Genomic DNA, 25,288 nt, shown 5'->3' with positions numbered 1-25,288 from the left:
TTACAACGTTTTCTTCACTGCCTCGGCAATCACTTTGCCGTTGGGCAAATAGATTTTTTCCAATACGTTTGAGAACGGCACCGGCACGTGCGGCGGCGATACCATTTGGATACCGGATTTCAGCGCACCGAAAACCTGTTGGCAAACTTGTGCGGAAATATCGGTGGCGATGTTGCAGCGCGGGCTGGCTTCGTCCACCACCACCAAGCGGCCGGTTTTTTCCACCGATTTCAATACGGTGTCGATATCCAGCGGCGAGAGCGTGCGCAAATCGATCACTTCCACTTCCACGCCTTCTTTTTCCAATGCGCGGGCGGCATCCAAGCTGCGCGGTACCATCATGCCGTAGGTAACGATGGTGGCGTCTTTGCCTTCGCGCACGATATTGGCCTGGCCGAAAGGAATGGCATACAGCTCTTCGGGCACTTCGCTTTTAGCGGCATACAGGTTTTTGTGTTCGCAGAAAATCACCGGGTCGTTATCGCGGATGGCTTGTACCAGCAAACCTTTGGCGTCGTAAGCGTTAGACGGACACACCACTTTCAAGCCCGGTACATGGGTGAAAATCGGCGTAAGCATCTGGCTGTGTTGCGCCGCCGCGCTGAAACCGCCGCCCACCATCGCACGGATCACCACCGGCGTTTCGGCCTTGCCGCCGAACATATAGCGGAATTTGGCGGCTTGGTTGAGGATTTGGTCGAAACATACGCCCATAAAATCGATAAACATCAACTCGGCAATCGGGCGCAAGCCGCAAGTGGCCGCACCGACCGCCGCACCGACATAGGCGGCTTCGGATAAGGGGGTATCGATCAGGCGGTCGCCGTGTTTGGCATACAGGCCTTTGGACAAGCCCAGTACGCCGCCCCAAGCATCGCGTTCGCCCTCGGTGCCCGCACCGCCGACAATATCTTCACCCATCATGATAACGGTCGGATCGCGGCTCATTTCCTGATCAATCGCTTCGCTAATCGCTGCTTTCATGGTTAATTGGCGTGACATAATTTCGTTTCTCCTAATTTAAAATATTCGATACATTGCATGATTCGCGATTAATACGAAACATAAACATCGGTCAGCAAATCTTCCGGCAACGGCAACGGCGCCGCTTTTGCTTCCTGCACCGAACGCTCAATCAGCTCGGCCACTTCTTGATCCACGGCATCCAATTCGGCATCGGTCAACACGCCCGCTTCGGTCACCCGCTTACGGAAAAGCTTGATGCAGTCGTGGTTGGCACGCAAATCCTCTACTTCGCCTTTGGGGCGGTAGGTTTGCGCATCACCTTCAAAGTGGCCGAAGAAACGGTTGGTTTTGCACTCGAGCAATGCCGGGCCGCCGCCGTTTCGGGCGCGATTGATCACCTCGCCCGCCGCTTCGTAAACGGCAAAAAAGTCATTGCCGTCTACCACCACACCGGGAATGCCGAAGGCAACGCCGCGGTCGGCAAAGCTGTTGGAAGCCGTACCGTAATCGCGCGAAGTCGACTCGGCATAACCGTTGTTTTCCACCACGAAAATCACCGGCAGATTCCAGATCGCCGCCAAATTGAGGCTTTCCAAAACGGTACCCTGGTTGGCCGCACCGTCGCCGCAGAAGGTTACTCCCACGCCTTTGGTGCCTTTCACTTTGGCAGCCAGCGCTGCGCCGCACACCAAAGGCGCACCGGCGCCGACGATGCCGTTGGCGCCCATCATGCCTTTGGACAAATCGGCAATGTGCATCGATCCGCCTTTGCCGCGGCACACGCCGTCGCGTTTGCCGTAAATCTCTTTCATCATGCCGACCACATCCACGCCTTTGGCGATACAGTGGCCGTGGCCGCGGTGGGTACTGGCGATGCGGTCTTCATCATCCAAGTGGTATAACACCCCCACGCCGGTGGCCTCTTCCCCGGCATAAAGGTGGACGAAACCGGGAATATCACCACGGGCAAAGTCGATATGCAGCCGCTCTTCGAAATCGCGTATGGTTTTCATGCGACGGTAAACGTCGAGCAGTTGGTCTTTTTCCAAAGGCAGTTTGGTGCTCATGCTTGTTTCTCCTTAGTTCGACAGGTTTTGTAGGGGCCGCAGGAAAAGCTTTCCGACAACCTTTAACACGTATTTTTTATAGAACCGGGCACCGGCGAAGCGGCATTTCTTCAATCGGCATATATAAAATATTTAAATATTCTGTGTTTTTTTCAGACAGGCATTCTTCTCAAAATGCCTGTCTGAAAACTTTAATCCTTGCTTATTTTTTGTGCACAAACGTATTGTAAAATAGCAGGCACATCAAGCGTATAAAACGCGCTTTCCTGTAAAGAAATCAGGGCATACTCATCTTCGCGCAAAGCAATTTCGCGTTCGCCATCCAGCGCAATCAAACAAGCTAGGCCGCCGACACGGTAATCCTCTCCCGCAGCAAAGCGGCGGAACGAAGCAATTTCAATGTCTTCCACCATACCGGGCGACAGCACCGCCTGAATGGTAAACGTTTTTTCCGATGGCTCACGGCTACCGTAAGCCGGCGCCAATTCAACCAACAGGCCGCCTTCCTCGAAAGGATCCACCGGCTGCAAAGCCGCAGCTATCGCCGACAAACCCACCGCCTCAATCGAAGCGCGCGTAGAAATAATCGTACGCAACGTATCGGTTTGGCTGATGGCTTTGGCACCGAGTATCGCTTCGTTCAGCACCGCCGCATCAATCAAAGCCACATCTTCTGGCTTGGCCCGGCCCTGCGCATCAAAAGGCCGGATATGCAGCAATTTATTGGGCTGCAACGCACATTCTTTTGGCACCCTTTTTGCAGCATACAATCCGACAGCCCAAGCAGTTACCGTTACCTCGCGCATAGGCGGAAACGCATTGTTGGTACCGGTGGAAATACCGGCAATCGGAATATCCCGGCAACCTTTGACCACCGCCCGGTGCGTACCGTCGCCACCCAAAACCAGCAATGCCGCTACCCCCTCTTCCCGCATCATCTGTGCAGCAAGCACCGAATCTTGGGTTTGGGTGCGCACCACCATATCCAGCCAACGCAGGCGCGGCAGCGGATAACGCGACTCAAGCGCCGCCGCGGGAAGCTGCCGCTCCAAATGCAGGCGCAGCCCTTCCATTTCAGGCATCAGCAATACTTCGTCCACTTTACATGCCGCCAGCGCCTGCAAAATACGCAGCAACATATTGGCGCGCTCGCCCAAGGTCAAACCCGCAGCATGGGAAATCACGCGGCGGATGTCGCGTGCGGAAACAGGATTGGCGATGATGCCGACACGAATGGTCATGCGTAGATCCCTTATATAGTATATTTATACTAATACTAGTAATACCGCAAAAACTTGAAGCATGTCAACGTCAATTTATCGATATATTTTTTTGATTTAATTTAATAATTTTTTTCAAAACACAAGGAAATAAGAAGAGTTTGAAAAATTAGATTAAATGATCGAAATTCATATTTTGGATCTTGAAAAATACGAAGGGCACGAAATATCCGCATTTAAGAATCTGCCTGCCATTTCAAACAAGCGGTTTATGTAAGCTCACTTAACAATTGACGCTTAAATTTTCAGCAAACGTCTTACAGCCTTCCATCTTTATCCGGCACTTTTCTCTTTTCATCACTGAGAAAAAATCCGTTTGATTGACAAGCATCAATAAAATCAGCGACATTATCATACTTTTCTTCATCAGTAATAAAGTATGTAAATCATGCACCGATTCAGCCTGCTTGCCGACCATACCTTTAACCTGAGCCTGCAAAGTTGGGCGGAAAACGAACAATTGCTGATTCAGACAGGCATACAAAACACCTCTGCCCTTGCGCTGATCCATCGCGGCGAAGACGGCATCGTGGTGCCACGCAGTTACAGCAACAAACCCGGGTTCACAGAAGCAGCCCGCAAACTCGCCGCACAAGGCCTGCCGGTACACATCCGCCTTACCGGCGGCGGCGTAGTACCGCAATCTGCCGATGTCATCAATCTGCAACTGGTGTATCCGGTCGATGTTTCTCATCCCTTGCAAGTCTCCGACCAACACTATTTAATGCTGTGCGGCCTGCTGCAAAAACTGTTCCGCAGCTTCGGTATCGATACCGCCCATCAAACCGTATCCGGCTCGTTTTGTGACGGCCGATTCAATCTGGCGGCAAACGGTCGCAAAATCGCCGGCACCGCCCAATGCTGGCAGCGCCGGTGCGATTCGCCTAATAGCTATATCGTGCTCTCTTCCGCCGTTATTCTCGCCGACCACGCCCAAGAACTGACCGAACGCGCCAACCTTCTGGAAACCGCACTGGGCAGCCCTATTCGCTACCAGCCCGAAAAAACCACCGCCGTTGCCCACTTAAGCGGAGCAACGGCGGCCGAAGTTTATACAGTATTAAAAAATCTGGTACAGCAGGAAGAAGCTTTTACGGTATCACCCGCGGGTTTCTGATACCGTACTGCTTTTTGCCTTTTTCCTGTCGCTATAGCGGATTCGATTACTTCTACACAAAGCAGCAAACAGAAGATAAAATAAGAAGTATGGAACCAATTCTGTTGCCGCTTCAGAGCGGCTTACAAATCATTCTCTTCGAGCTAAGGTGCAGTAGAGCCTTCGCGAAAATTAAGTTGATCCGCTATACCTTTTGTGGCGCATAAGGTTTATTCCTGCAGTAATTGCCTGTCTGAATCGTTTCAGACAGGCATATTGCCATTGCAGATATGTCTCACCCATAGCGGAAAAAGCAAATACTCGGATCAAGCACGAGTATGACCAAGCATAAATAAATTCAGGATTAAAACGTATTTTGCAAAGATCTCAGGCGACAATAATACTTAAATTTAAAACTTAATCTATTGATTTAAATAACATAAAAAATTACAAAATAGAACCCCTCCCCAAATACCCCCATCTTGCAAAAGTCACTCACTTTTTACCTTACTTTATTGCGTTAAACCATGCTTCACGGGTGGCATGAATCGCCATAACTTGATAATCAAGCGTGATTGCTTTCATGGCTTCACTCCCTGCGTCAGCGAAAATACTCCCCGCTTGATAGTTTTGCCGTGCTTATTCTCAAACGGCTTCATCGTGCAGGCAATGGGATAACCGGCGTCACGCAAATCTTTGATACATATGAATTAAACCCCATAATGCCCATTTTGACCGCTTCATAGTGGGTGATGCTTTGGCCACTTTGCAATACGGCTAGAATTTCGCCACATTGGGAATTAGGGGAAAACTTAATAGAATGACAGTTCTCTTGTTTTGCGCCGTCTGAAATGTCTCGGGTATTTTGGACGGTTTCTTGACGGTTTCTTTTTGCATGATTACCCCACTAAGAGGCGGTTAAATGAAGTATTTTGTTGATTTCATGAACAATCTTGCCCGCTTCATGAAGTAGCTTGCTCATTTCCCTGTTCAAAGCTTCGTAGCCATTTGTCTTTCTGTTGGTATTTGTGGTTCTTTAATGTGCTCAGATAGTGTTGCTAGAATTTCACCTGAAGTAATTAAAGCCGCTACTTTTTTATAGAAATCGGTCTTACCGCCATAACCCGATATTAGTCTTGATTATCCAACCAAAGCTGATAAACAGCCTTTACTGTACCAGCCTTCTCATATTTTCCTTCTTTAGACTTGCTCCCATGCTTGCAAAGTCTCTTTAGAAACCCTGTTTGTAGCTTCATGACTCTTTCTCTTTTCGCGCTTTGTCCATTGGGAAGGGATACCGTAGCCGGCAAGCAAGGAGGGGCGGTATTGTTAACCCTGGTGGAACGCAAAAGCCGGTATTTTCTGACGGCTTAGGCTGTCCAAGAAAAATGCACAAGCGCTCAAAACAGGAATGCTCGATGTACTGCGTGATATGCCATTGCGCTCGATTACGCCGGACAGGGGTAAGGAGTTTGCCTCGCATGCGCAGCTTGGTGACGAATTTCAGGTGCCGTTTTACTTTCAGGAGCCTGGCCAGCCGTGGCAGCGGGGTAGCAATGAAAACACCAACGGTTTGCTGCGGCAGTATTTTCCCAAACGTCAAGGTTTATGCCAATACAGCGAAGTTCAGATTCAAGCGGTCACCGACAAAATCAACCTTCGCCCCAGAAAATGTTTGGGGTGGAAATGTGCTTGTGAGGTACTGTTTCGAAAAACGTTGCGCTTAGTTTGACAATTCAAGGGGAAAACGTCTTTTGCAAAGTGATTGAGAATGCGGGCGGCATTGTCAGGCTTCCAGCGGTGCAGATTATCGCTGTGCCAGCGGTGCGTTATTGCCTCCAAGGTATTCAGCAGGGCAGCCTGTCGCTCTTGTTTGGTCTGTTGCTTGGCTGTGCTGGGGTGGTCTTGCCCTATTGCAATCATACGGCGAGCGTTTTCGGCTGATTCGCGGGCTTCGGCCAAACTGATACGCGGGTAAACACCGATTGCTCGCGTTTTACGCTTACTATCAATTGCATAATCCAGCCACCAGTATTTGCCACCGTTTGGCTTAATCAGCAAATATAGGCCATGCCCATCTGTAAACTTTATACGGCTTTTCTGCTGGCTTGGCATTCTTTATCTGTTGGTCGTTTAGCGCCATTTTTACGGTACTTTTTGGGGTGGTTTTCATGATGCCGTAAAAGATACCGTATTTTTTGGTTTACTCAATTAGGCGGTATTTAGCTGCATTAGACGGTTAAGGCTATTCAAAAAAAACACCGGCTATCAGCCCGAAAGCCTTTCTGTGCTTGAATCTTGGTTTATGGTATTAGACAGTATTAGACGTAAAAAAACAGCCCGAAAATTGGGCTGTTTTCTTTTGATGGTGCCGACAATGAGACTTGAACTCATACGACCTAAGGTCACTACCCCCTCAAGATAGCGTGTCTACCAATTTCACCATGTCGGCATATAAAAAACTTATTTGCTGGTTGCTCCCGAAGCACCTCCGGTAACCGGGGAAGGCTGGCTTTGCTGTTGAGCTGGCTGACTTTGCTGAACATTGCTAAAGTCCAAACCGTGGCTGGGCGCGTGGGTATTAAGATATACCAAACCCAAGCAGGTTGCAAAAAAAACGGTGGCGGCAATTGCGGTGGATCGACTCAAGAAGTTAGCATTACCGGCTGAACCGAAAACACCTTGGGCACTGCCGCTACCACCGAAGGTAGCCCCGGCATCTGCTCCTTTACCTTGTTGCAACAATACCAGCACAATGACGCTGATCGCAGCAAAGATGTTTAACAGCCAGATAATCGTTTTGATGGTTTCCATAAATTTTCTTTAAGCATTCTGCGCCGCTTTGATGATATCAGTAAACGATTCGTAAGTTAACGAGGCACCGCCTACTAAAGCGCCGTCTACGTGCGGTACTGAAAAAATGTCCGCCGCGTTTTTTGCATTGACACTACCGCCGTAAAGAACACGAATTTTAGCATCATCGCCGCACAAAGACAATATTTCGCTGTAAATGAATGAATGCATGTCGGCGATTTGTTCGTTAGTAGCCACTTTTCCGGTACCAATTGCCCATACCGGCTCATAAGCTACAGCAAAATTTTTCGTTTTTAATCCTTTGAAAACAGATAATTGATACGCAACTGCTTCTTTCTCCCGACCGTCTTCACGTTCTTTGGCGCTTTCGCCGACACACAACAACGGGATGAGGCCGCAATTGAGTACATTTTCGATTTTATGGCGCTGCACATCATTTTTTTCATTGAAATACAGGCTGCGCTCGGAATGGCCGATTAATACGATATCGACACCGACATCTTTCAGCATTTCGGCCGACACTTCACCGGTATAAGCTCCGTTTCCGGCAAAGCGGCTCACGTCTTGCGCGCAGGTATGAATCGGATTGGCCAATACGATTTTTACCGCATTATGTACTTGAAGCAGGTAAACAGTAGGCGGGGAAATACCAATACAAACCTTATCCATCTCGGACAAGGTTCTTAATTTATGTACCAGAGCATTGTTGTTTTGCAACTGTCCGTTCATCTTCCAGTTGCCAATCACCCATTTTCTGTCCCACATGACTGTATCCTTTTGATTTTATGCTTTGAGCTATATCTTAACTTTAACAAGCTTTCTCCATGAAATACCTATATTGTCAGGTATATTTATATTTAGAGACAGCTGATTGAATTTAGTATCGCGGGAATTGTATCGCAAAATATCTGCAGCGTCTTGCCTTTTTGTAATCCAATGTAATTCAAGCTTTCCTTTTTTCAGACAGGCATTTCTTCCTATTCACCGTATCCGAATATGCTAAAATTTCATTCTAATTTTTTATGGCCACCCTTCTCATGCATGAACTTTCTTTTCAAAGTGAAGACAAAAATCAGCGCTATCAGGAATTGTTGTTGCAAATCCGCACCCTAATCGAAGACGAATCCGATTTGATCGCTAACCTCGCCAATACCGCTGCCGCGCTTAAAGAAGCATTCGGCTGGTTTTGGGTAGGCTTTTATTTAGTAAAAGGGGAAGAATTGGTGCTCGGTCCGTTCCAAGGCCCGCTTGCCTGCACCCGGATTCCTTATAATCGCGGCGTTTGCGGCCAAAGTTGGGCCGGGAAGCAAATATTGGTGGTGCCCGACGTAAATGCCCATCCGGGGCACATTGCTTGTTCCTCCCGTTCTCAATCGGAGATTGTGCTGCCTCTTATCAATGCGTCAGGAAATGTTGCGGCAGTATTAGATATAGATTCTGAAAATTTGGCCGAGTTCGATCAAACCGATGCGCGTTATCTGCAAAAATTAGTAGAAATTATTGCACGACAACATTTCCAGAGCCGTACAAAAACCTTATAATCAGCGGATTATTCCAAATTTAAAGCACAATGGAGCCAGAAAAAATGGACTTTGAAAAAGCGCGTTTCAACATGGTAGAACAACAAATCCGGCCGTGGGACGTACTGGACTTCGATCTGCTCGATGCCTTGCAGGATTTACCGCGCGAACTATTCGTAAGTGAAGACCAAAAAGCATATGCTTACACCGACTGCCCGCTGCCTCTGCCCAACGGCGGTACCATGATCGAACCCAAAATCGTATCGCGCATGGTGCAAGGGTTGGCATTGAAAAAAACCGACAACGTTTTGGAAATCGGTACGGGTTCCGGCTACGCGGCCGCCTTGTTGGCCAAATTGAGCCATGAAGTCACCACCATTGATGTTGATGTCGACCAACAGGTTCGAGCCAAAGCGGCTCTTAGTGCGATCGGTCAGGAAAATGTCGTTTTCCAAACCGGCGACGGATTGGCTGCCGCAGTAGGCGGAGCGCCATTTGATGCCATTTATGTTGGCGGCAGCCTGCCACGGATTCCGGAAATTTTGAAAAACCAACTGAAAGACGGCGGCCGTATGGTAGTAATCGTTGGCGATCATCCCGTGCAACGCGCGCAACTAATCACCCGCCAAGGCAACGAATTTATCGAAACAACCTTGTTTGATACCAAAGTGCCCGCCCTTTCAACTGATGCCTTGCCTGCCGGTAGTGCATTCACTTTTTAATTAAGTTTATCTAACAACAACCATTATGGCTGCCGTCATCCTTGTTGCCGGCAGCTTTTTATTGACGTGTACACTCAAAATGGAATGCTCATCATGGAAGAAATCAGCCAATTAACCCCGCACCAATTGCAAACCCTGCTATTGGAACGCCCCGATACCATATTACTGGATGTTCGGGAAGACGAAGAAGTCGCCTTCAACCATATACCTGGTTATACCCACATTCCAATGAATTTGATTCCTCTGCGCCAAAACGAATTACCGGATGACCGCCCAATCGTTTTGTATTGCCATCACGGCATCCGCAGCCAACATGCCGCTATGTATCTGGCCAATGCCGGATTCGATCAGCTTTATAATTTGAAAGGCGGCATTGATGCTTGGTGTATTGAAGTTGATCCAACCGTACCTCGTTATTAAACAATAATTTGTTAATTATGCACTATTGCAACATCATGCAACCTTATGAATCATAATGTTTTTTACAGAAAATTATTTAAAACGACTGCAAATATACCGTTCAGTAAAAAATAAATACCACTCAGATGCATTTCTCTCTTATAATCTCTTTAGCCTTAGAGCTGTCGCACACACAAAACACTACTCACTATAAATATTAAAAACTGATTAATACAATTTTTATTGGGGTTATTTAACCATGAAAAATCTGCTTGCAAATGTTCTTTGCGAACTTTCGTTAGTATTTGACTCAAGGGATCCGAAAACCATTTTGCTGACCGGTATGGACGATGTAAAAAAATATGCCGGCCATCTGAAAAAATTAGATGTTGAAGACCGTAAACTGCTTACCGAATACATTTTACGCACCGAAATCAACAAATCACGCGGCCAATTTACTGCGGATGACTACAATATTACAGTAGGCGATGCTATCGAAAAGCAGCGCCTAATAGAACAGCCTCATTAATCGCAATATACGCAACAAATTTTCGATATAACAATATAACGCAAGCAAATACCTTTGCCTGCGGATTGGACCTTTGTATCGAAAAATGTGCGAATAACCACCCTAATTTAACGTGAATGAATACAAAAGCGCCGTTAAACCCCACAAGGGTTAACGGCGGCTTTGCTGTATTTGCTTTCAGACAGGCATTAGTGCTGTTTCACTTTTAAAATATAGCGGATTTAATTACTTCGATACAAAACAGCAAGCCGCAGACTGCAAGGCAACGTTGTACTATTCTGAATCTTAGTCACTATTTTCTTTCTGCTTTATTCCGGCGTATATTGCAAAGGATATAAATCCAACTTCTCCATCAGCAACCTATCCCCATCTTCTTCCGGATTCTCGGTTGTAAGCAGTTTGTCGCCGTAAAAAATCGAGTTGGCACCCGCCATAAAACACATTGCCTGCATGGCTTCCGGCATATTGCTGCGGCCGGCGCTCAAACGGACAAAACTTTTCGGCATGGTAATACGGGCCACCGCGATCGTGCGCACGAACTCCGTCCAATCCAAATCCTCCGCATCAGCCAACGGCGTACCCTCTACTTTAACCAGCTGATTAATCGGCACACTTTCCGGTTGCGGATCGAGATTGGCAAGGCTGGCAATCAAGCCGGCACGCTCGGGGCGTGTTTCGTTCATGCCCACAATACCGCCGCAACATACCTTCAGACCGGCACCGCGCACTTTTCCCAAAGTGTCCATACGGTCTTCGTGTTGGCGGGTGTGGATAATATCGTTGTAGCGCTCGGGATCGGTATCGAGATTGTGGTTGTAATAATCCAAGCCGGCCTGTTTCAAATCTTCGGCCATGCCCTCTTCCAACATGCCGAAAGTACCGCAGGTTTCCAAACCCAAGCCTTTCACCGCTTTAATGATTTCGGATACGGTTTCGACATCTTTCGGTTTCGGCCCGCGCCAAGCTGCGCCCATGCAGAATCTGCTGGCACCGCGTGCTTTGGCGATTTTCGCTTTTTCCAAAATTACATCCACTTCCATCATCTGCGATTTCTCCAAACCGGTATTGTGGTGCGCCGATTGCGGGCAATATTCGCAATCTTCCGGGCAACCTCCGGTTTTAATGGATAACAAAGTGGAAAGTTGGATTTCGCGCGGATTGAAATGTTGTCGGTGCACTTCGGCAGCTTTATATACCAAGTCGAGCAAAGGCATTTCAAACAATTCTTCTACTTGGCATTTCCGCCAATATTGGGCGGTTTGGTGCGGCTTACGGTCGCTTTGGCGGCGCAGGGCAACGGGCGATATGTTCATGGTCTGTACTTTCTTTATTCGGTTTGCAGCGGCGCAATGACGCTGACGAGCCAAACTCAGGCTCAATGACTGAGGCGGCGGTGGATTGGTTCCGTTATAAAAACGGGTTTGGCAAGTGTAGCTTGTTTGCCGCTTGCGGGCAATTTGAAACCCATGCCTGTCTGAAGTTTTTTTTCAGACAGGCATGGGTTTCAACATGGGTTTAGAGCATGTAGTCAGAAAGCACAAGCTCATACTTTACAAACTCTGTAAGGGCAACACCCTTCATTGATTAAGCCAATAGCATTTCCTGCATCAATTTACTGCCCCATTGCCAGCCGCCAAGCGTACCATTCAAATGGCCGCAATGCGGCGACATCAGCAAACGCGCGCCCCATAAAGCCGCCTGTTCAGCCGCCCAACTTTGGGGGCATTCCTCATCCTCTCTGCCTATAACCAATGCAGCTTTAGCACACATCAACGAAACATAACGCACTGCATCACTCTGACAGGCAGACTGCAAAGGAGCAACCAGCATCACCACCCTCACCCGCCGCTGTTGCTGCATCGACAAAGTACCGTACCAACTCATAAAAGCCGCTACCGCCGCACCATGCGCCACCACCATCACATTATCACTGTCGATACCGGCAAAAGCTTGCGCCACCTGTTGCCGCTGTTCGGGCAGGCTTTGCGAAGCGCTGCATTGGGCATACGCCACAATGGGATAGCTGACCAACCAGCGGTCTATCCACATTTCCGCCTCATCAGCATCACGCAGCAAAAACAGGGTTAAATCTTCTAAATCAGCCGGTTTCATCATATTTTTTCAGACAGGCATTCATTTAATAACTGTTCAAATGTTTATCAGGATGATAGCTGCCACCCACCTCCTTGGTAATCGCCTGCCCTATCCGAACGCCGTCATCAGTATGCGTCATGCTCGGGCTGCCATAAAGCTCCCACCCCTGTTGCAAAGCTTCGGTTACCCGACGGCAAAATTCCGCGTCATCCGCCCCCGTTAGCATTCTGTATACTTTCATATTGTTCTCCTTCTCCAAAAACGGTTTCAGACAGGCATAGTACTATGCCTGTCTGAAAACAAACAACAACCGAACAGAAATAATTAACCCTTTATTCCACTTCTTAACGAATATTGTAAGCAATAATAGCTAAAGCAAATACTTTATATTTTGAACTATTTTTATTTTTATCACAATCAAGCCTGTATTTGACAGGCTATTTCTCACACAGTCGGCTAGACATTTCCCTGGCCGCTTTTCACTATTTAAGCAAAAAGAATAATAAATATTTTTCCATTAAATTCAAATATATAAAAAAATTAACCGTTAATTAGCGGTTGATATTTTGCCTAGACGGATATTTTGGCCTGCTTTTTGCTTAAATTCTATTGATAAAACATGCGCAAGTTACTCTCAGAAGTAATATTTTAAAAAAACATAGTTATACTATTTAGAATAATTAGTTTACTAATTTTATTCCGTGACAATTTCAGTGTAAAAGTGCTGAAAATTGTCAGCTTATGTCAAAAATTAAAAAGGGGTTTATCCATCGTTTTCGGCGTAGGGTAACCATGTCGGAAGCTAATATTAAACCGATTAAGCGCTTGGCCGTTTGGTCGTCCGGTCCAGATCTCTGCAAGGAAGAGCAAGCGGCTAGCACGTAAATCTTAATCATAAAATTAAAAATTTAAACAAATACTCAATATAAGGCATTGTCATGAATAAAAATTATCGTTCTATTTGGAATGACGCATTAGGCGCTTGGGTAGCCGTCTCAGAAATTGAAACCGCCAAAGGCAAACCGGCAGGCAGCCGGGTTTGCTCTGCGAAAGGGGGAGCTTCAGTATTAAAAACCGTTTTGCGGACAATTCCGTTGGTTTTGGGTATGGCATTTGGCCTCAGCAGCTACGCATATGCAAGCTCAGGGGCTACGGTTACCACTACAACCACCGCAGCCGGCGCTACTGAAACGACTCAAGCTCCGATTATTATCGGAACACTATCAACTACAGCCCCAGTAACTGCTGGCACGGCAACGTTGACCGGAACATGGCAATCATCTAATTTATATTACAACGAAAATCCCGGCAACCCTTATCGCGACGGCCTGACTTCCGGCACTTCACTGGTACTCAATAATACATCGGCGGGCGGCGTGGTAATCGGCAACGGTGCGTCTGCGATTAACTTCGGCGGGCTCGCTATAGGCGGGTATGCTTCTGCCAATCAAAATTACGGTATGGCCTTTGGTGCATATTCTTTGGTGCGTGCTTATGGTGGTATTGCCATCGGTGCCGGCTCTTTGGCTGCTGGCAGAAACAGCCTTGCCATGCAACGGCAAGCAGCTGCTACAGGTGACCAATCACTGGCTTTGGGCACGGTTTCTTATGCAAAAGGTAGCGGTTCGGTTGCCATAGGCCAATCAGCCACGGCAGAAGGCAATATGGCGGTAGCCATCGGCTCTGCAGACATCACCGCTTGGCCCGGGAATGATATTTATCGGGATGAGGATGCTGCCACAGGCGCCGGCACTTTAACCCGCGCGAACGGACTTAAATCAGTTGCAGTTGGTTCCGGCAGTAAGAGTACCGGCGCACTGTCTGCCACCATAGGTCAAAATACACAGGCCACCGCTGATGCTGCTTTTGCCGCAGGCTCTGCATCATTGGCTTCGGGTGGAGCATCTTTGGCCATTGGTGACCGTGCCAAAGCAGTTAGCGCTCAAGGTATTGCCATGGGCCAACTTGCCGAAGCGTCTAACTCGTGGGATATCTCTATCGGCCGCTTTGCGGGTGTCAACCCTGTTGTACCTGCCGCTGAAGGACGCAACGTTGCTATTGGCGACGGTGCATTAAGATACGGCAGCAACGCCAATAACAATATCGGCTTAGGTACCGATGCAGGTGCCGGCTTAAACGGTGCCGGTAATATAATTTTAGGTACTTATGCCAACGCCACCCAAGCGATTGATTCGGCTGTAAGCGCAGGCACAACAGAAGCCCAACTGGGTGTTCAATCTGTTACTGCCACCTTACCCGGTTCAACCAACACAACGACAATAAAGTCTATTTCCGCAGGCAACTCGGTAGCCATTGGCTCCCGTGCAATCGCCATCAGTTCAGGTTCGGTTGCGCTTGGCCAAATGGCCAAAGGCGTGGGCGCAACAACGGTTGCGGTCGGCAATTCCAGCCGTAGCTTGGGTAATAATGCCGTTGCTATGGGTAACACCGCCAATGCGGGAGCGGCAGGTGCAATTGCTATCGGCCAGCAAGCCAATTATCAAACTACAGGTACCGTAGGCTATAAAACCACAGGGGTGAACTCCATTACTATCGGCGTACGCAGCAATAGCGCAACTCAGAACGCCATTGTCTTGGGCACGGACGCAGCAGTAACAGCAGCCACTGCGGTCGGCGGACAAATCAGTGATCGTGCAGGCAATAACTATAGTACCAACCTAGTGGGTACGACTACCGGCTTAAACTCGATAGCCATCGGTGCATTTAGCCAGGTAAAAGGAGTTAACGCTGCAGCCATTGGCCAATCTTCGGAAGCATTAGGTCAAAACTCTTTTGCCGCCGGCAACGATTCGCACGCCATCGGTAAATCATCGACTGCCTTGGGTGATGGCGCAAAAGCTCTGAATAATAGTGCCCAAGCCTTTGGTTATACATCCTCCGCTTCAGGATCAAGCAGTATTGCTATGGGTAATACAGCCACTTCTAGCGGAGAATCGGCTATTGCCATCGGTACCGGTGCCCAAGCTACCGGCTCACAATCTATTTCCATTGGTGTGGGTAACGTTGTTGCCGGAGCCAATTCCGGTGCATTCGGCGATCCTTCAACAATTAATGGTTCAAATTCATATTCAGTAGGTAATAACAATACCTTGCCAAGCGATAACACCTTTGTGTTGGGCAATAATGTGACGACCACACAAACTAATAGCGTGATATTGGGTACCGCCTCTACCGATCGTGAAGCCACAGCAGTAAATCAGACAACTGTAGAAGGCATTACTTATTCCGGTTTTGCCGGAGTGGGTAGCGCAGCCAACGGTGTAGTTAGTGTAGGTGCTGCCGGTAAAGAGCGCCAGATTATCAATGTGGCGCCGGGCGAAATTTCTGAAACCTCAACCGATGCCATCAACGGCAGCCAGTTATATCTCGTTACCCAAAAACTTCAAGATGCCCAAACCCATTATTACAGTGTAAATAGTGTAACGACAGGTGTAGGTAGTAACTATGATAATGATGGGGCTACTGGTTTGGATGCGTTGGCAGCAGGCGTGTCAGCTAAAGCCGACGGCAATTATGCGGTTGCGGTTGGCGCTTCGGCTTCCGCTTCAGTGCAGTCAATAACAGCAGTGGGCAGTTTTGCCGGGGTGAATTCGTCTTCTGAATACGATACCGCCATCGGCTATATCGCAGGCAACAATGTTTCTCCTGTAGCGGTTAATATCGGCGGCGGCGTCATGGTTACCGGTCGAAATACCTCTATTGGTGGAGAGGCGGGAAATAATATCCAAGGTAGTTTGAATACTTTTGTAGGTGCCAATACCGGTCGAAATATTAACGGCTCAAGCAATACGGCTTTAGGCTCAAATGCAGCGGTAACTGTAACAGGTAACTGGAATACAGCCGTTGGCTATGCTTCCGGCCGTTCCGTTACCGGTAACTCCAACCTTGCATTAGGCCAAACTGCCGGTAACGCTGTCTCCAGCGACTTTAATATCGGCATTGGCGTCGGCGCGGGTACCAATATCAGTAACGGGCATAACAACATTTCTATAGGTTCTAATACGGGGCAAGCAGTTAGCGGCGGTTCGAACTATGCAATCGGTACTATCAGTGGACGAAGCGTATCCGGCCTTCGAAACCTTACATTTGGCTACTCATCAGGTAACAATATTACGGGTAGCGATAATATCTCCTTAGGTACCAATGCAGGTGTAGGCAATCGAGCAAACAATACGGTGTCTATCGGTAACCAAGCTAATGCCAGTGCGACCAATGCGATTGCCATTGGTAATGGTGCAAAAGCCACTGCCGCACAAGCCATCAGTATCGGTACTGGCAACGTGGTAAGCGGAGCCAATTCCGGTGCATTGGGTGATCCCTCCTATATCTCTGGCACAGGCACCTATACAGTAGGTAACGATAACGGTACGCAGGCCGCGCTGGTTTCGGCAAATAATGCAGGGGCATTCGGTAACAATAATACCTTAACAGGTAATGCCAGCCGTATTATCGGTAATAGCAATAACGTAAGTGGTGCAGATACTTTTGTTATGAGTAATTACGTTACTGCAACAGCGGGCAATAACGTTATATTGGGCAACGCAAGCAGTGAATCCTCTGCAACCACTACGGCAGGTATTGCCAATCAGATTACCACTGCTACGGTGGGTAACGTTGCTTATGGCGGTTTTGCCGGTACTGCTAGAGGTATCGTATCCGTGGGTGCGCAAGGGCAAGAACGCCAGATTATCAATGTAGCGCCGGGCGAAATTTCTGAAACCTCAACCGACGCCATCAACGGCAGCCAGCTGTATGCCGTGGCCAGCAAACCGATTACCTTCTCCGGCGACAGCGGCGGTGATGTCAACCGCATTCTCGGCGAAACCCTAGAAGTAAATGGCGGTGCCACCGGCGCATTGTCTGACAATAATATCGGTGTAGTTGCCAACGGCACCGATACGCTGGACATCAAACTGGCCAAAGAACTGACCGGTCTGACCTCGGCCGAATTTACCGATGCGGCGGGCAACGTCACCAACTTGGGCGGCAACGGCCTCACCATCACTCCGGCTAACGGCAACCCGGTAAGCCTGTCTGAAAACGGTCTGAACAACGGCGGCAACGTGATTTCCGGCGTCGCCAACGGTGTGGCCGATGATGACGCGGTGAACATGGCGCAACTGAACGAAGTCAGAAACACCGCCAATGCCGGCTGGAACCTGACCGCCGAAGGTGCCAACAGCAGCAATGTCGGCGCAAACGAAACCGTTGACCTGAACAACAGCGACGACAACATCGTCATCAGCAAAACCGCCGATTCGAACGACGTTACCTTCAATCTGGCTGACAACCTGAATGTCGACAGCGTTACCGCCGGCGGCACCAAAATCGATGCCAACGGATTGACCTTCGTCGACGGCAACGGCGCCCCGGTGGCCAACAGCCCGAGCATCAGCGCCACCGGTATTGATGCCGGCAACAACGTCATCAGCAACGTCGCGCCCGGCAACGTCGCAGCCGGCAGCACCGATGCGGTGAACGGCAGCCAGCTGTACAACGCCGCCAACAACACCGCCCAATATCTGGGCGGCGGCAGCACCGTTGACGCAGCCGGCAACGTGACCGCACCGACCTATACCCTGACCTCGGGCAATCCGGCCGACAACACCAGCGCCAACTACAACACCGTGGGCGATGCGTTGAACGGTTTGAATACCGCCGTTAACCAACCGCTGACCTTCGCCGGTGACAGCGGCACCGATTCCGAACGCAAACTCGGCTCCACCGTGACCATCAAAGGCGGCGTTACCGATGCCGCTGCCCTGGCCGACAACAACATCGGCGTGGTATCCGACGGCAACGGCACACTGGACATCAAACTGGCCAAAGAACTGACCGGTCTGACCTCGGCCGAGTTTACCGATGCCGCCGGCAACGTCACCAGCGTAAGCGGCAACGGCGTCACCATCACCCCGGCTAACGGCAACCCGGTAAGCCTGTCTGAAAACGGTCTGAACAACGGCGGCAACGTGATTTCCGGCGTCGCCAACGGTGTGGCCGATGATGACGCGGTGAACATGGCGCAACTGAACGAAGTCAGAAACACCGCCAATGCCGGCTGGAACCTGACCGCCGAAGGTGCCAACAGCAGCAATGTCGGCGCAAACGAAACCGTTGACCTGAACAACAGCGACGACAACATCGTCATCAGCAAAACCGCCGATTCGAACGACGTTACCTTCAATCTGGCTGACAACCTGAATGTCGACAGCGTTACCGCCGGCGGCACCAAAATCGATGCCAACGGATTGACCTTCGTCGACGGCAACGGCGCCCCGGTGGCCAACAGCCCGAGCATCAGCGCCACCGGTATTGATGCCGGCAACAACGTCATCAGCAACGTCGCGCCCGGCAACGTCGCAGCCGGCAGCACCGATGCGGTGAACGGCAGCCAGCTGTACAACGCCGCCAACAACACCGCCCAATATCTGGGCGGCGGCAGCACCGTTGACGCAGCCGGCAACGTGACCGCACCGACCTATACCCTGACCTCGGGCAATCCGGCCGACAACACCAGCGCCAACTACAACACCGTGGGCGATGCGTTGAACGGTTTGAATACCGCCGTTAACCAACCGCTGACCTTCGCCGGTGACAGCGGCACCGATTCCGAACGCAAACTCGGCTCCACCGTGACCATCAAAGGCGGCGTTACCGATGCCGCTGCCCTGGCCGACAACAACATCGGCGTGGTATCCGACGGCAACGGCACACTGGACATCAAACTGGCCAAAGAACTGACCGGTCTGACCTCGGCCGAGTTTACCGATGCCGCCGGCAACGTCACCAGCGTAAGCGGCAACGGCGTCACCATCACCCCGGCTAACGGCAACCCGGTAAGCCTGTCTGAAAACGGTCTGAACAACGGCGGCAACGTGATTTCCGGCGTCGCCAACGGTGTGGCCGATGATGACGCGGTGAACATGGCGCAACTGAACGCCGCTGCAGCAGCGGCAGCCAATAAAGTGGCGGCCGGTCAGAATATCGAGGTAACGGAAGCGCAAAACGCCGACGGCAGCACGACTTATACCGTCGCCACTGCCAAAGACGTAAGCTTCGACAGCGTTACCGCCGGTAGCGGTGCCAATCAGGTGGTATTGAATGACTCGGGCGTGAATGTCGGCGGCAACACCTACATTTCCGATGCCGGTTTGAATGCCAACGGTAAGAAAGTCAGCAACGTTGCGGCCGGTGACGTCGCTTCCGGCAGCACCGATGCGGTAAACGGCGGCCAGTTGTACAACACTGCTAACAGCGTAGCCAATGTATTCGGCGGCAATGCCGGGGTTAATCCCGACGGTACGGTGAGCATGACCAATGTCGGCGGTACCGGTGCCAACAACATCAACGATGCCATCAGTGCGGTTAACCAAGCTGCCGTTCAGGCGAAAACTACGGTAACGGCCGGTGACAATATGGTGGTGACGCCGAGCACCAATGCCGACGGTAGCACCAACTACACCGTCGCCACGGCCAAAGACCTGACGGTTGACAGCGTAACGGCAGGCAATACCGTGATCAATAATGATGGCGTAAGTATTGCCAACGGCCCGAGCATTACTTCCAGCGGTGTGGATGCCGGCGGCAATAAGGTGACCAATGTTGCGGCAGGAACCGTTTCTGCGGACAGCACCGATGCGGTGAACGGCAGCCAGCTGTATAACGTGTATCAGGTAATCGGCGGTAACGGCAGCAACATTGATACTATTGAAGTACCTGCTACCACCAATGCCGACGGCAGCACCACTCCGGCCGGTACCGTCGTGACCGTAGTCACCAATCCTGACGGCACCACTACCTCGACTACCGAAACCAACCAGACCGTAGCGGTTTCCACTGATAAGGGCGGAAACCAATACACCCTGACGACTTATAACGTGGAGGGCCAAAACACTTATGTAACCAACGATGTGATTCAAGCCATCGGTAAGATGAACGAGCAAGGCATTAAGTTCTTCCATACCAACGACGGTGTCGTCCGACCGGTAGTACAGGGTCATAATACGGTTGATTCCAGCGCTTCGGGGGCTTATGCCACGGCGATCGGTTACCAATCGGTGGCCAGCGGCGAAGGCGCGGTAGCAATGGGTAATACCTACACCACCGATTCGGGCAGCACCCAACGTACCACGGCGGAAGGCAAAAACTCTATTGCCATTGGTACCGGCGCGCAGGCATTGGCGGAAAACACCATTTCCATCGGTACCGGCAACATCGTACGTGGTAAGAATTCAGGTGCCATCGGTGATCCGTCCATTATTGATGGAGAAAACACCTATTCGGTGGGCAATAAAAACACGGTATCGACCAGTGATACTTTCGTGCTGGGCAATAACGTAACCCAAACCATGGACAACTCGGTGATTCTGGGCAGCCAAGCTTCGGCCGTCGAGGTACACACCACGGCCGGCGGCGGCAATTACACCTACGCGGGTGCCAACGATGCCAACGTAGCCGGTGTGAACGATGTAGTCGGTGTAGTCAGCGTGGGTACCGAAGGCCAAACCCGTCAGGTTCAGAATGTTGCCGCCGGTGTGGTTTCCGCCGACAGCAGCGATGCGATCAACGGCAGCCAGCTGTATCACACCAACGAAGCCATCAATAATGTAGCCAACTACACAGTGAATATGGGTAATCAGCTAAACCAACGCATCGACCAAGTAGGCAAAAAAGCCAATGCCGGTGTCGCCGGTGCGATTGCACAAGGTTCCATCCCGCAAGTCACCCGCCCGGGAACGGTCGGCTTGGGTATCGGCAGCGGCTTCTACGGCGGCCAGTCTGCAGTGGCACTCGGTGTATCCTCGATGAGCGATAACGGCAACTGGATTGTAAAAGGCAATCTTTCCACCAATACCGGCGGCCATGTCGGCATCGGTGCCGGTGCGCTGTATCAGTGGTAAACCTTAACGGTAAGAAAAGGGCGGAAACGCCCTTTTTTGTTTTTCAGACAGGCATTCTTTTATTGATGCCTGTCTGAAAATATATAGCGGATTCACACATTTTCGATACAAGGCAGCAAGCCGCAGACAGCACAAGTAGTACGACAAGGCGCAGCAACGCCGTAGTGAAAGTTAAGTTAATCCGCTATAAGCGGTAACTTTTGGTGACGATATGGTTTTGCCTTGTTGAAAAAATCCGCTTTCCATTATCGCTTCTGTGCCACCAAAAACAGCCGCGGATACGGCAACAGGATATTGCCGTCTGCCTGTTGCGGATATTCCCAGCGTAACGCAGCAGTATAATCATTGATAAATGCCTGCCGCTCATTTTCATCCAACAAATTTAAAAACGGTCTCAGCCCCGTAGACTCCAACCATGCGGCAATGCTCTCTACATCGGGCATCACGTGATAATAAGTGGTCCGCCAGATATCGACACTGCAACCTGCTCCCGCCAGCATATCGTAATAGGCCGCCGTATCGGGCAGCGCATCACGGTTTCGCACGGCGCTCATCTTGGGCCGCCATTGCGGTAATAAAGCGGTTTCGCGCATCAGTCGGTGATAGGCTTGGTCGAGGTTATCCGGCATTTGGATGGCGAGTATACCTTGGTCGGCCAGCTGATCAATGAGATGCGGCAGCAAGCGCTCATGGTGTCCTACCCATTGCAGCGCGGCATTGGCGAAAATCAGATCAACCGCTTCTTCGGCCTGCCAATCGGTAAAGTCGGCTTGATAAAAGCTAAGCTGCGGCAACCGGCGTTTGGCTTCGGCTATCATGGCAGCCGAATGGTCCACGCCTAAAATCGCTGCTTGCGGCCAAGCCTGGTGCAGCAACTGCGTGCTGTTGCCCGGGCCGCAACCCAAATCTACTGCCCGGAAAACAACATGATGCCTGATGCGTGCCAATAACTCGGCCGCCGGCCGCGTGCGCTCCGCTTCGAAGCGGCGGTACAGTTCGGGTTGCCAATCGGCCAAGTTTTTCTCCTTGAACACAGTATTTAACAGTATTTATATAAAGGCTTAAATTTAAAATTTTCAGACAGGCATTCTAAAGCCGGCAATGCCTGTCTGAAAACCGTTATAGCGGATTTAATTAACTTTCGATACAAGGCAGCAAGCCGCAGACAGTACACACGTACGGAACCGATTCTGTTGCCGTTTTAGCAGCTTACAAAATCGTTCTCTTCAAGCTAAGGCGCAACAACGCCGTCGCGAAAGTTAAGTTAATCCGCTATAGCCAAACAAAAAACGCAATCTCTTCCAGCGCTCTACGCCATGCTACAATGCACGCTTTCTGCTACCTGCCCTCCGCCGCCATGCTCCCCAAACAGCAAATCGCCCGCCGCTTCACCCGTGCACTGCCCGTGTATGAACAACACGCCGCCGCCCAAATCCGCATCGCAGAAAAGCTGGCATCGGATATACAAGCGTTGCGACGCGATTACGGTTGCGCACTGGAAATCGGCTGCGGCTCCGGCGTGTATACCCGCCTTTTGCAAACTTCGCTGAATGTTGCTCACTGGCACATCAACGATTTATGCCCGGAATGTGCCGCCAACATAAAGGCAGACCGCTTCTTGCCGGGCGATATCGAAGCCATAGAGCTGCCCTCGTCATACGATTTGATTACTTCCGCCTCCACCTTCCAATGGCTGGCCGAACCCGATCGTTTACTGCAAAAACTAAATGCCTGTCTGAGAGCCGGCGGCATGCTGGCGTTCAATACTTTCGACCCAGACAACCTTCATCAAATCAAAGCGCTTACCGGCGTCGGACTGCATTACCCCGATGCCGCACACTGGACGGCGCTGTTGCGGAAAAACGGATTCGACCTGCTGGCAAGCGAAGCCCAAACCATTACCTTATGGTTTGACGACGCCTACCAAATACTCAGCCACCTGAAACACACCGGCGTCACCGCCACCGCGCAACAACACTGGACGTGCACCCGTTTGCAGGCGTTTTCCGAAGACTACCGACGCCGTTATCAGCAAAACGGCCGCCTGCCGCTTACTTATACCCCGCTCTATTTTATCGCCGAGAAAACCGGCCAAAAGATTACCGTATGAAAACCGTATTATTTATCGCCGGCATTGATACCGACGTCGGCAAAACCGTCGCCACCGGCCTTTATGCCCGCGAGCTGGCCGCCGCCGGCCATCGCGTTATCACCCAAAAACTGGTGCAAACCGGTTGCAGCGGCATAGCCGGCGACATCCTCAGCCACCGCAGGCTGCAAGGCATCGGGCCGACTGCTTTCGATAACGACGGCACCACCGCGCCTTATGTATTTCCCTACCCCTGCTCGCCGCATCTGGCCGCCGCACAGCAAGGCACCGCCATTGAACCTGCCATCATCCGCCGCGCCACCGAAACCCTGTTGCAGCATTACGATACCGTATTGCTGGAAGGCGCCGGCGGCCTGATGGTACCGTTGGCAGAAGGCTATACTCTGCTTGATTATGTTGCCGAACAAGGCTATCCGGTGGTTTTGGTTACCGGCGGCAAACTCGGCAGCATCAACCACACCCTGCTGAGCCTCGAAGCACTGACTACCCGCAAACTGCGCCTGCACCGTATAGTGTACAACCGTTTTCCCCTATACGACCCGCTGATCAATGCCGAGAGCGAACGCTATCTGCGCCGCCACATTCAACGGCATTTCCCGCAGGCCGAATGGCGCGTACTCGATCCGCTGCCGGAGGGCGCCTTACCATGACCCCGCCCACTTTCGCCCGACGCCTGATAGCCTGGCAAAAACAACATGGCCGCCGCCACCTGCCTTGGCAAACGCAAGACCCTTACCGCGTATGGCTGTCTGAAATCATGTTGCAGCAAACCCAAGTGGCCACCGTGCTCGACTACTATCCGCGCTTTGTCGCCGCCTTTCCCGATGTTCACGCATTGGCCGCCGCCGATCAAGAAGCGGTGCTCTGTCTGTGGGCCGGTTTGGGCTATTACAGCCGCGCGCGCAACCTGCACAAAGCCGCCCGCCAAGTTGTCGGACAATTCGGCGGCCGTTTTCCCGACGAACGATTGCAACTGGAAAAACTGTGCGGCGTCGGCCGCAGTACCGCAGCCGCCATCGCCGCCTTCGCATTCCACAAACGGGAAACCATACTCGACGGCAACGTCAAACGCGTACTGTGCCGCGTGTTCGCCCAAGACGGCGACCCGGCCGACAAAGCTTTCGAGCGCACCTTATGGACACTGGCCGAGAGCCTGCTGCCCGAACAGGCCGACGAGATGCCGGCCTATACCCAAGGCCTGATGGATTTGGGCGCCACCGTTTGCAAACGCAGCAAACCCTTATGCCACGCCTGCCCGATGAACGATATTTGCCAAGCCAAAACGCAGCAATTGGTCGAAGTGCTACCGCGCAAAAAAAGCACCGCCGCCGTGCAACAACAATCTTGGTATTGGCTCGCCCTTTTTAACGCCGATGGTGCTGTTTGGCTGGAACGGCGGCCACAACAAGGCATCTGGGCCGGGCTTTATTGCCTGCCCACTTTCGACAAGCTGGCCGATCTCCACGCTTACGCCGCCCGCTTCGGCATCAGCGATACCGAGTTACAGGAAAGCCCCGCCATCAGCCACCGCCTCACCCACCGGCAGCTGGAAATCACACCTTTTAGCGCCGTTGCAAAAAACCAAGCAGGCCTGTCTGAAACCACCGGCCACTGGGTTACGCCGCAACAAATGGCGGATTACGGCCTGCCCAAACCGCTTAGCCGTTATCTGGCCGCAAGGGATAACGGTTAGGATATTGGCGACTAAAACAGCTTTTTTGACCTTGAATTGTCAAACCAAGCGCAACGTTTTTCGAAACAGCACCTCAT

Annotated in this window: 19 protein-coding genes, 1 tRNA gene and 1 pseudogene; 10 read left to right on the top strand and 11 right to left on the bottom strand. The window is 50.9% G+C overall.

Features of this window, described 5'->3' with window-relative positions:
* From Q4C79_RS08095 to Q4C79_RS08085, 3 genes are all read right to left on the bottom strand, one after another.
* Window positions 1–1,002, bottom strand: a complete 1,002-nt coding sequence (locus Q4C79_RS08095; RefSeq protein ID WP_303090509.1) for an alpha-ketoacid dehydrogenase subunit beta — start codon at window positions 1,000–1,002, stop codon at window positions 1–3.
* A 50-nt stretch (window positions 1,003–1,052) separates the two neighbouring features.
* The gene (locus Q4C79_RS08090) at window positions 1,053–2,033 is read right to left on the bottom strand and encodes a thiamine pyrophosphate-dependent dehydrogenase E1 component subunit alpha (RefSeq protein WP_303090508.1); all 981 of its coding nucleotides are present in this window, start codon (window positions 2,031–2,033) and stop codon (window positions 1,053–1,055) included.
* A gap of 191 nt (window positions 2,034–2,224) precedes the next feature.
* A complete protein-coding gene (locus Q4C79_RS08085; protein ID WP_303090507.1) occupies window positions 2,225–3,274 on the bottom strand; it encodes an NAD(+)/NADH kinase in 1,050 nt (349 codons plus the stop codon).
* Between the two features lie 427 nt (window positions 3,275–3,701).
* Between Q4C79_RS08085 and Q4C79_RS08080 the strand changes: the two genes are divergently transcribed.
* Window positions 3,702–4,430: a hypothetical protein gene (locus Q4C79_RS08080; protein ID WP_303090506.1), complete on the top strand. Its 729-nt coding sequence runs from the start codon at window positions 3,702–3,704 to the stop codon at window positions 4,428–4,430.
* Between the two features lie 1,249 nt (window positions 4,431–5,679).
* A pseudogene (locus Q4C79_RS08075) lies at window positions 5,680–6,141 on the top strand (IS30 family transposase); the annotation flags it as partial.
* On the opposite strand, the gene Q4C79_RS08070 reads toward Q4C79_RS08075, so the two are convergent.
* The 4 genes from Q4C79_RS08070 to tpiA all read right to left on the bottom strand — a co-directional run bounded on the left by Q4C79_RS08070 (window position 6,042) and on the right by tpiA (window position 7,988).
* Window positions 6,042–6,524: an Arm DNA-binding domain-containing protein gene (locus tag Q4C79_RS08070; protein WP_303090505.1), complete on the bottom strand. Its 483-nt coding sequence runs from the start codon at window positions 6,522–6,524 to the stop codon at window positions 6,042–6,044. The pseudogene Q4C79_RS08075 and the gene Q4C79_RS08070 overlap by 100 nt on opposite strands.
* A 251-nt stretch (window positions 6,525–6,775) precedes the next feature.
* Window positions 6,776–6,861, bottom strand: a tRNA-Leu gene (locus Q4C79_RS08065).
* Between the two features lie 11 nt (window positions 6,862–6,872).
* On the bottom strand, window positions 6,873–7,223 hold the full coding sequence (secG, locus tag Q4C79_RS08060; protein WP_303090504.1) for a preprotein translocase subunit SecG: 351 nt from the start codon (window positions 7,221–7,223) through the stop codon (window positions 6,873–6,875).
* 9 nt (window positions 7,224–7,232) lie between these two features.
* The gene (tpiA, locus tag Q4C79_RS08055) at window positions 7,233–7,988 is read right to left on the bottom strand and encodes a triose-phosphate isomerase (protein ID WP_303090503.1); all 756 of its coding nucleotides are present in this window, start codon (window positions 7,986–7,988) and stop codon (window positions 7,233–7,235) included.
* A 272-nt stretch (window positions 7,989–8,260) separates the two neighbouring features.
* Between tpiA and Q4C79_RS08050 the strand changes: the two genes are divergently transcribed.
* The 4 genes from Q4C79_RS08050 (at window position 8,261) to Q4C79_RS08035 (ending at window position 10,393) form a co-directional block, all read left to right on the top strand.
* Window positions 8,261–8,764 (top strand): GAF domain-containing protein, encoded by a 504-nt coding sequence (locus Q4C79_RS08050; protein WP_303090502.1) that lies wholly within the window; start codon window positions 8,261–8,263, stop codon window positions 8,762–8,764.
* A 44-nt stretch (window positions 8,765–8,808) separates the two neighbouring features.
* Window positions 8,809–9,465, top strand: coding sequence for a protein-L-isoaspartate O-methyltransferase (locus Q4C79_RS08045; protein ID WP_303090501.1), 657 nt, complete (start codon window positions 8,809–8,811; stop codon window positions 9,463–9,465).
* A 93-nt stretch (window positions 9,466–9,558) separates the two neighbouring features.
* A complete protein-coding gene (locus tag Q4C79_RS08040) occupies window positions 9,559–9,885 on the top strand; it encodes a rhodanese-like domain-containing protein (protein WP_303090500.1) in 327 nt (108 codons plus the stop codon).
* Window positions 9,886–10,123: 238 nt separating this feature from the next.
* Complete coding sequence (locus tag Q4C79_RS08035) at window positions 10,124–10,393, top strand: hypothetical protein (RefSeq protein ID WP_303090499.1); 270 nt, start codon at window positions 10,124–10,126, stop codon at window positions 10,391–10,393.
* 308 nt (window positions 10,394–10,701) lie between these two features.
* Here Q4C79_RS08035 and bioB read toward each other — a convergent pair whose 3' ends face one another.
* From bioB to Q4C79_RS08020, 3 genes are all read right to left on the bottom strand, one after another.
* Complete coding sequence (gene bioB / locus Q4C79_RS08030; protein ID WP_303090498.1) at window positions 10,702–11,706, bottom strand: biotin synthase BioB; 1,005 nt, start codon at window positions 11,704–11,706, stop codon at window positions 10,702–10,704.
* A gap of 271 nt (window positions 11,707–11,977) precedes the next feature.
* A complete protein-coding gene (locus Q4C79_RS08025) occupies window positions 11,978–12,505 on the bottom strand; it encodes an alpha/beta hydrolase (protein ID WP_303090515.1) in 528 nt (175 codons plus the stop codon).
* Between the two features lie 25 nt (window positions 12,506–12,530).
* The gene (locus Q4C79_RS08020; protein ID WP_303090497.1) at window positions 12,531–12,728 is read right to left on the bottom strand and encodes a DUF1737 domain-containing protein; all 198 of its coding nucleotides are present in this window, start codon (window positions 12,726–12,728) and stop codon (window positions 12,531–12,533) included.
* A 697-nt stretch (window positions 12,729–13,425) separates the two neighbouring features.
* On the opposite strand from Q4C79_RS08020, the gene Q4C79_RS08015 reads away from it, so the two are divergent.
* Window positions 13,426–21,408 (top strand): YadA-like family protein, encoded by a 7,983-nt coding sequence (locus Q4C79_RS08015; protein ID WP_303090496.1) that lies wholly within the window; start codon window positions 13,426–13,428, stop codon window positions 21,406–21,408.
* 245 nt (window positions 21,409–21,653) lie between these two features.
* On the opposite strand, the gene tam is transcribed toward Q4C79_RS08015, so the two are convergent.
* Complete coding sequence (tam, locus tag Q4C79_RS08010) at window positions 21,654–22,424, bottom strand: trans-aconitate 2-methyltransferase (protein ID WP_303090495.1); 771 nt, start codon at window positions 22,422–22,424, stop codon at window positions 21,654–21,656.
* A gap of 308 nt (window positions 22,425–22,732) precedes the next feature.
* Here tam and bioC point away from each other — a divergent pair, with 308 nt between their 5' ends.
* Genes bioC through mutY form a run of 3 tightly spaced genes read left to right on the top strand, consistent with a single transcriptional unit; the run spans window position 22,733 to window position 25,211 of the window.
* On the top strand, window positions 22,733–23,518 hold the full coding sequence (bioC, locus tag Q4C79_RS08005) for a malonyl-ACP O-methyltransferase BioC (protein WP_303090494.1): 786 nt from the start codon (window positions 22,733–22,735) through the stop codon (window positions 23,516–23,518).
* Window positions 23,515–24,168, top strand: a complete 654-nt coding sequence (gene bioD / locus Q4C79_RS08000; protein WP_303090493.1) for a dethiobiotin synthase — start codon at window positions 23,515–23,517, stop codon at window positions 24,166–24,168. The genes bioC and bioD overlap by 4 nt, the downstream gene beginning before the upstream one ends.
* On the top strand, window positions 24,165–25,211 hold the full coding sequence (gene mutY / locus Q4C79_RS07995; protein ID WP_303090492.1) for an A/G-specific adenine glycosylase: 1,047 nt from the start codon (window positions 24,165–24,167) through the stop codon (window positions 25,209–25,211). The genes bioD and mutY overlap by 4 nt, the downstream gene beginning before the upstream one ends.
* Window positions 25,212–25,288 lie beyond the last annotated feature (77 nt).

The sequence above is a fragment of the Neisseria sp. genome, from assembly GCF_030523955.1.
GTDB lineage: Bacteria > Pseudomonadota > Gammaproteobacteria > Burkholderiales > Neisseriaceae > Neisseria.
The sequence above is the reverse complement of the archived record's forward strand: the minus strand, read 5'-3'. Positions and strand labels throughout refer to the sequence as shown.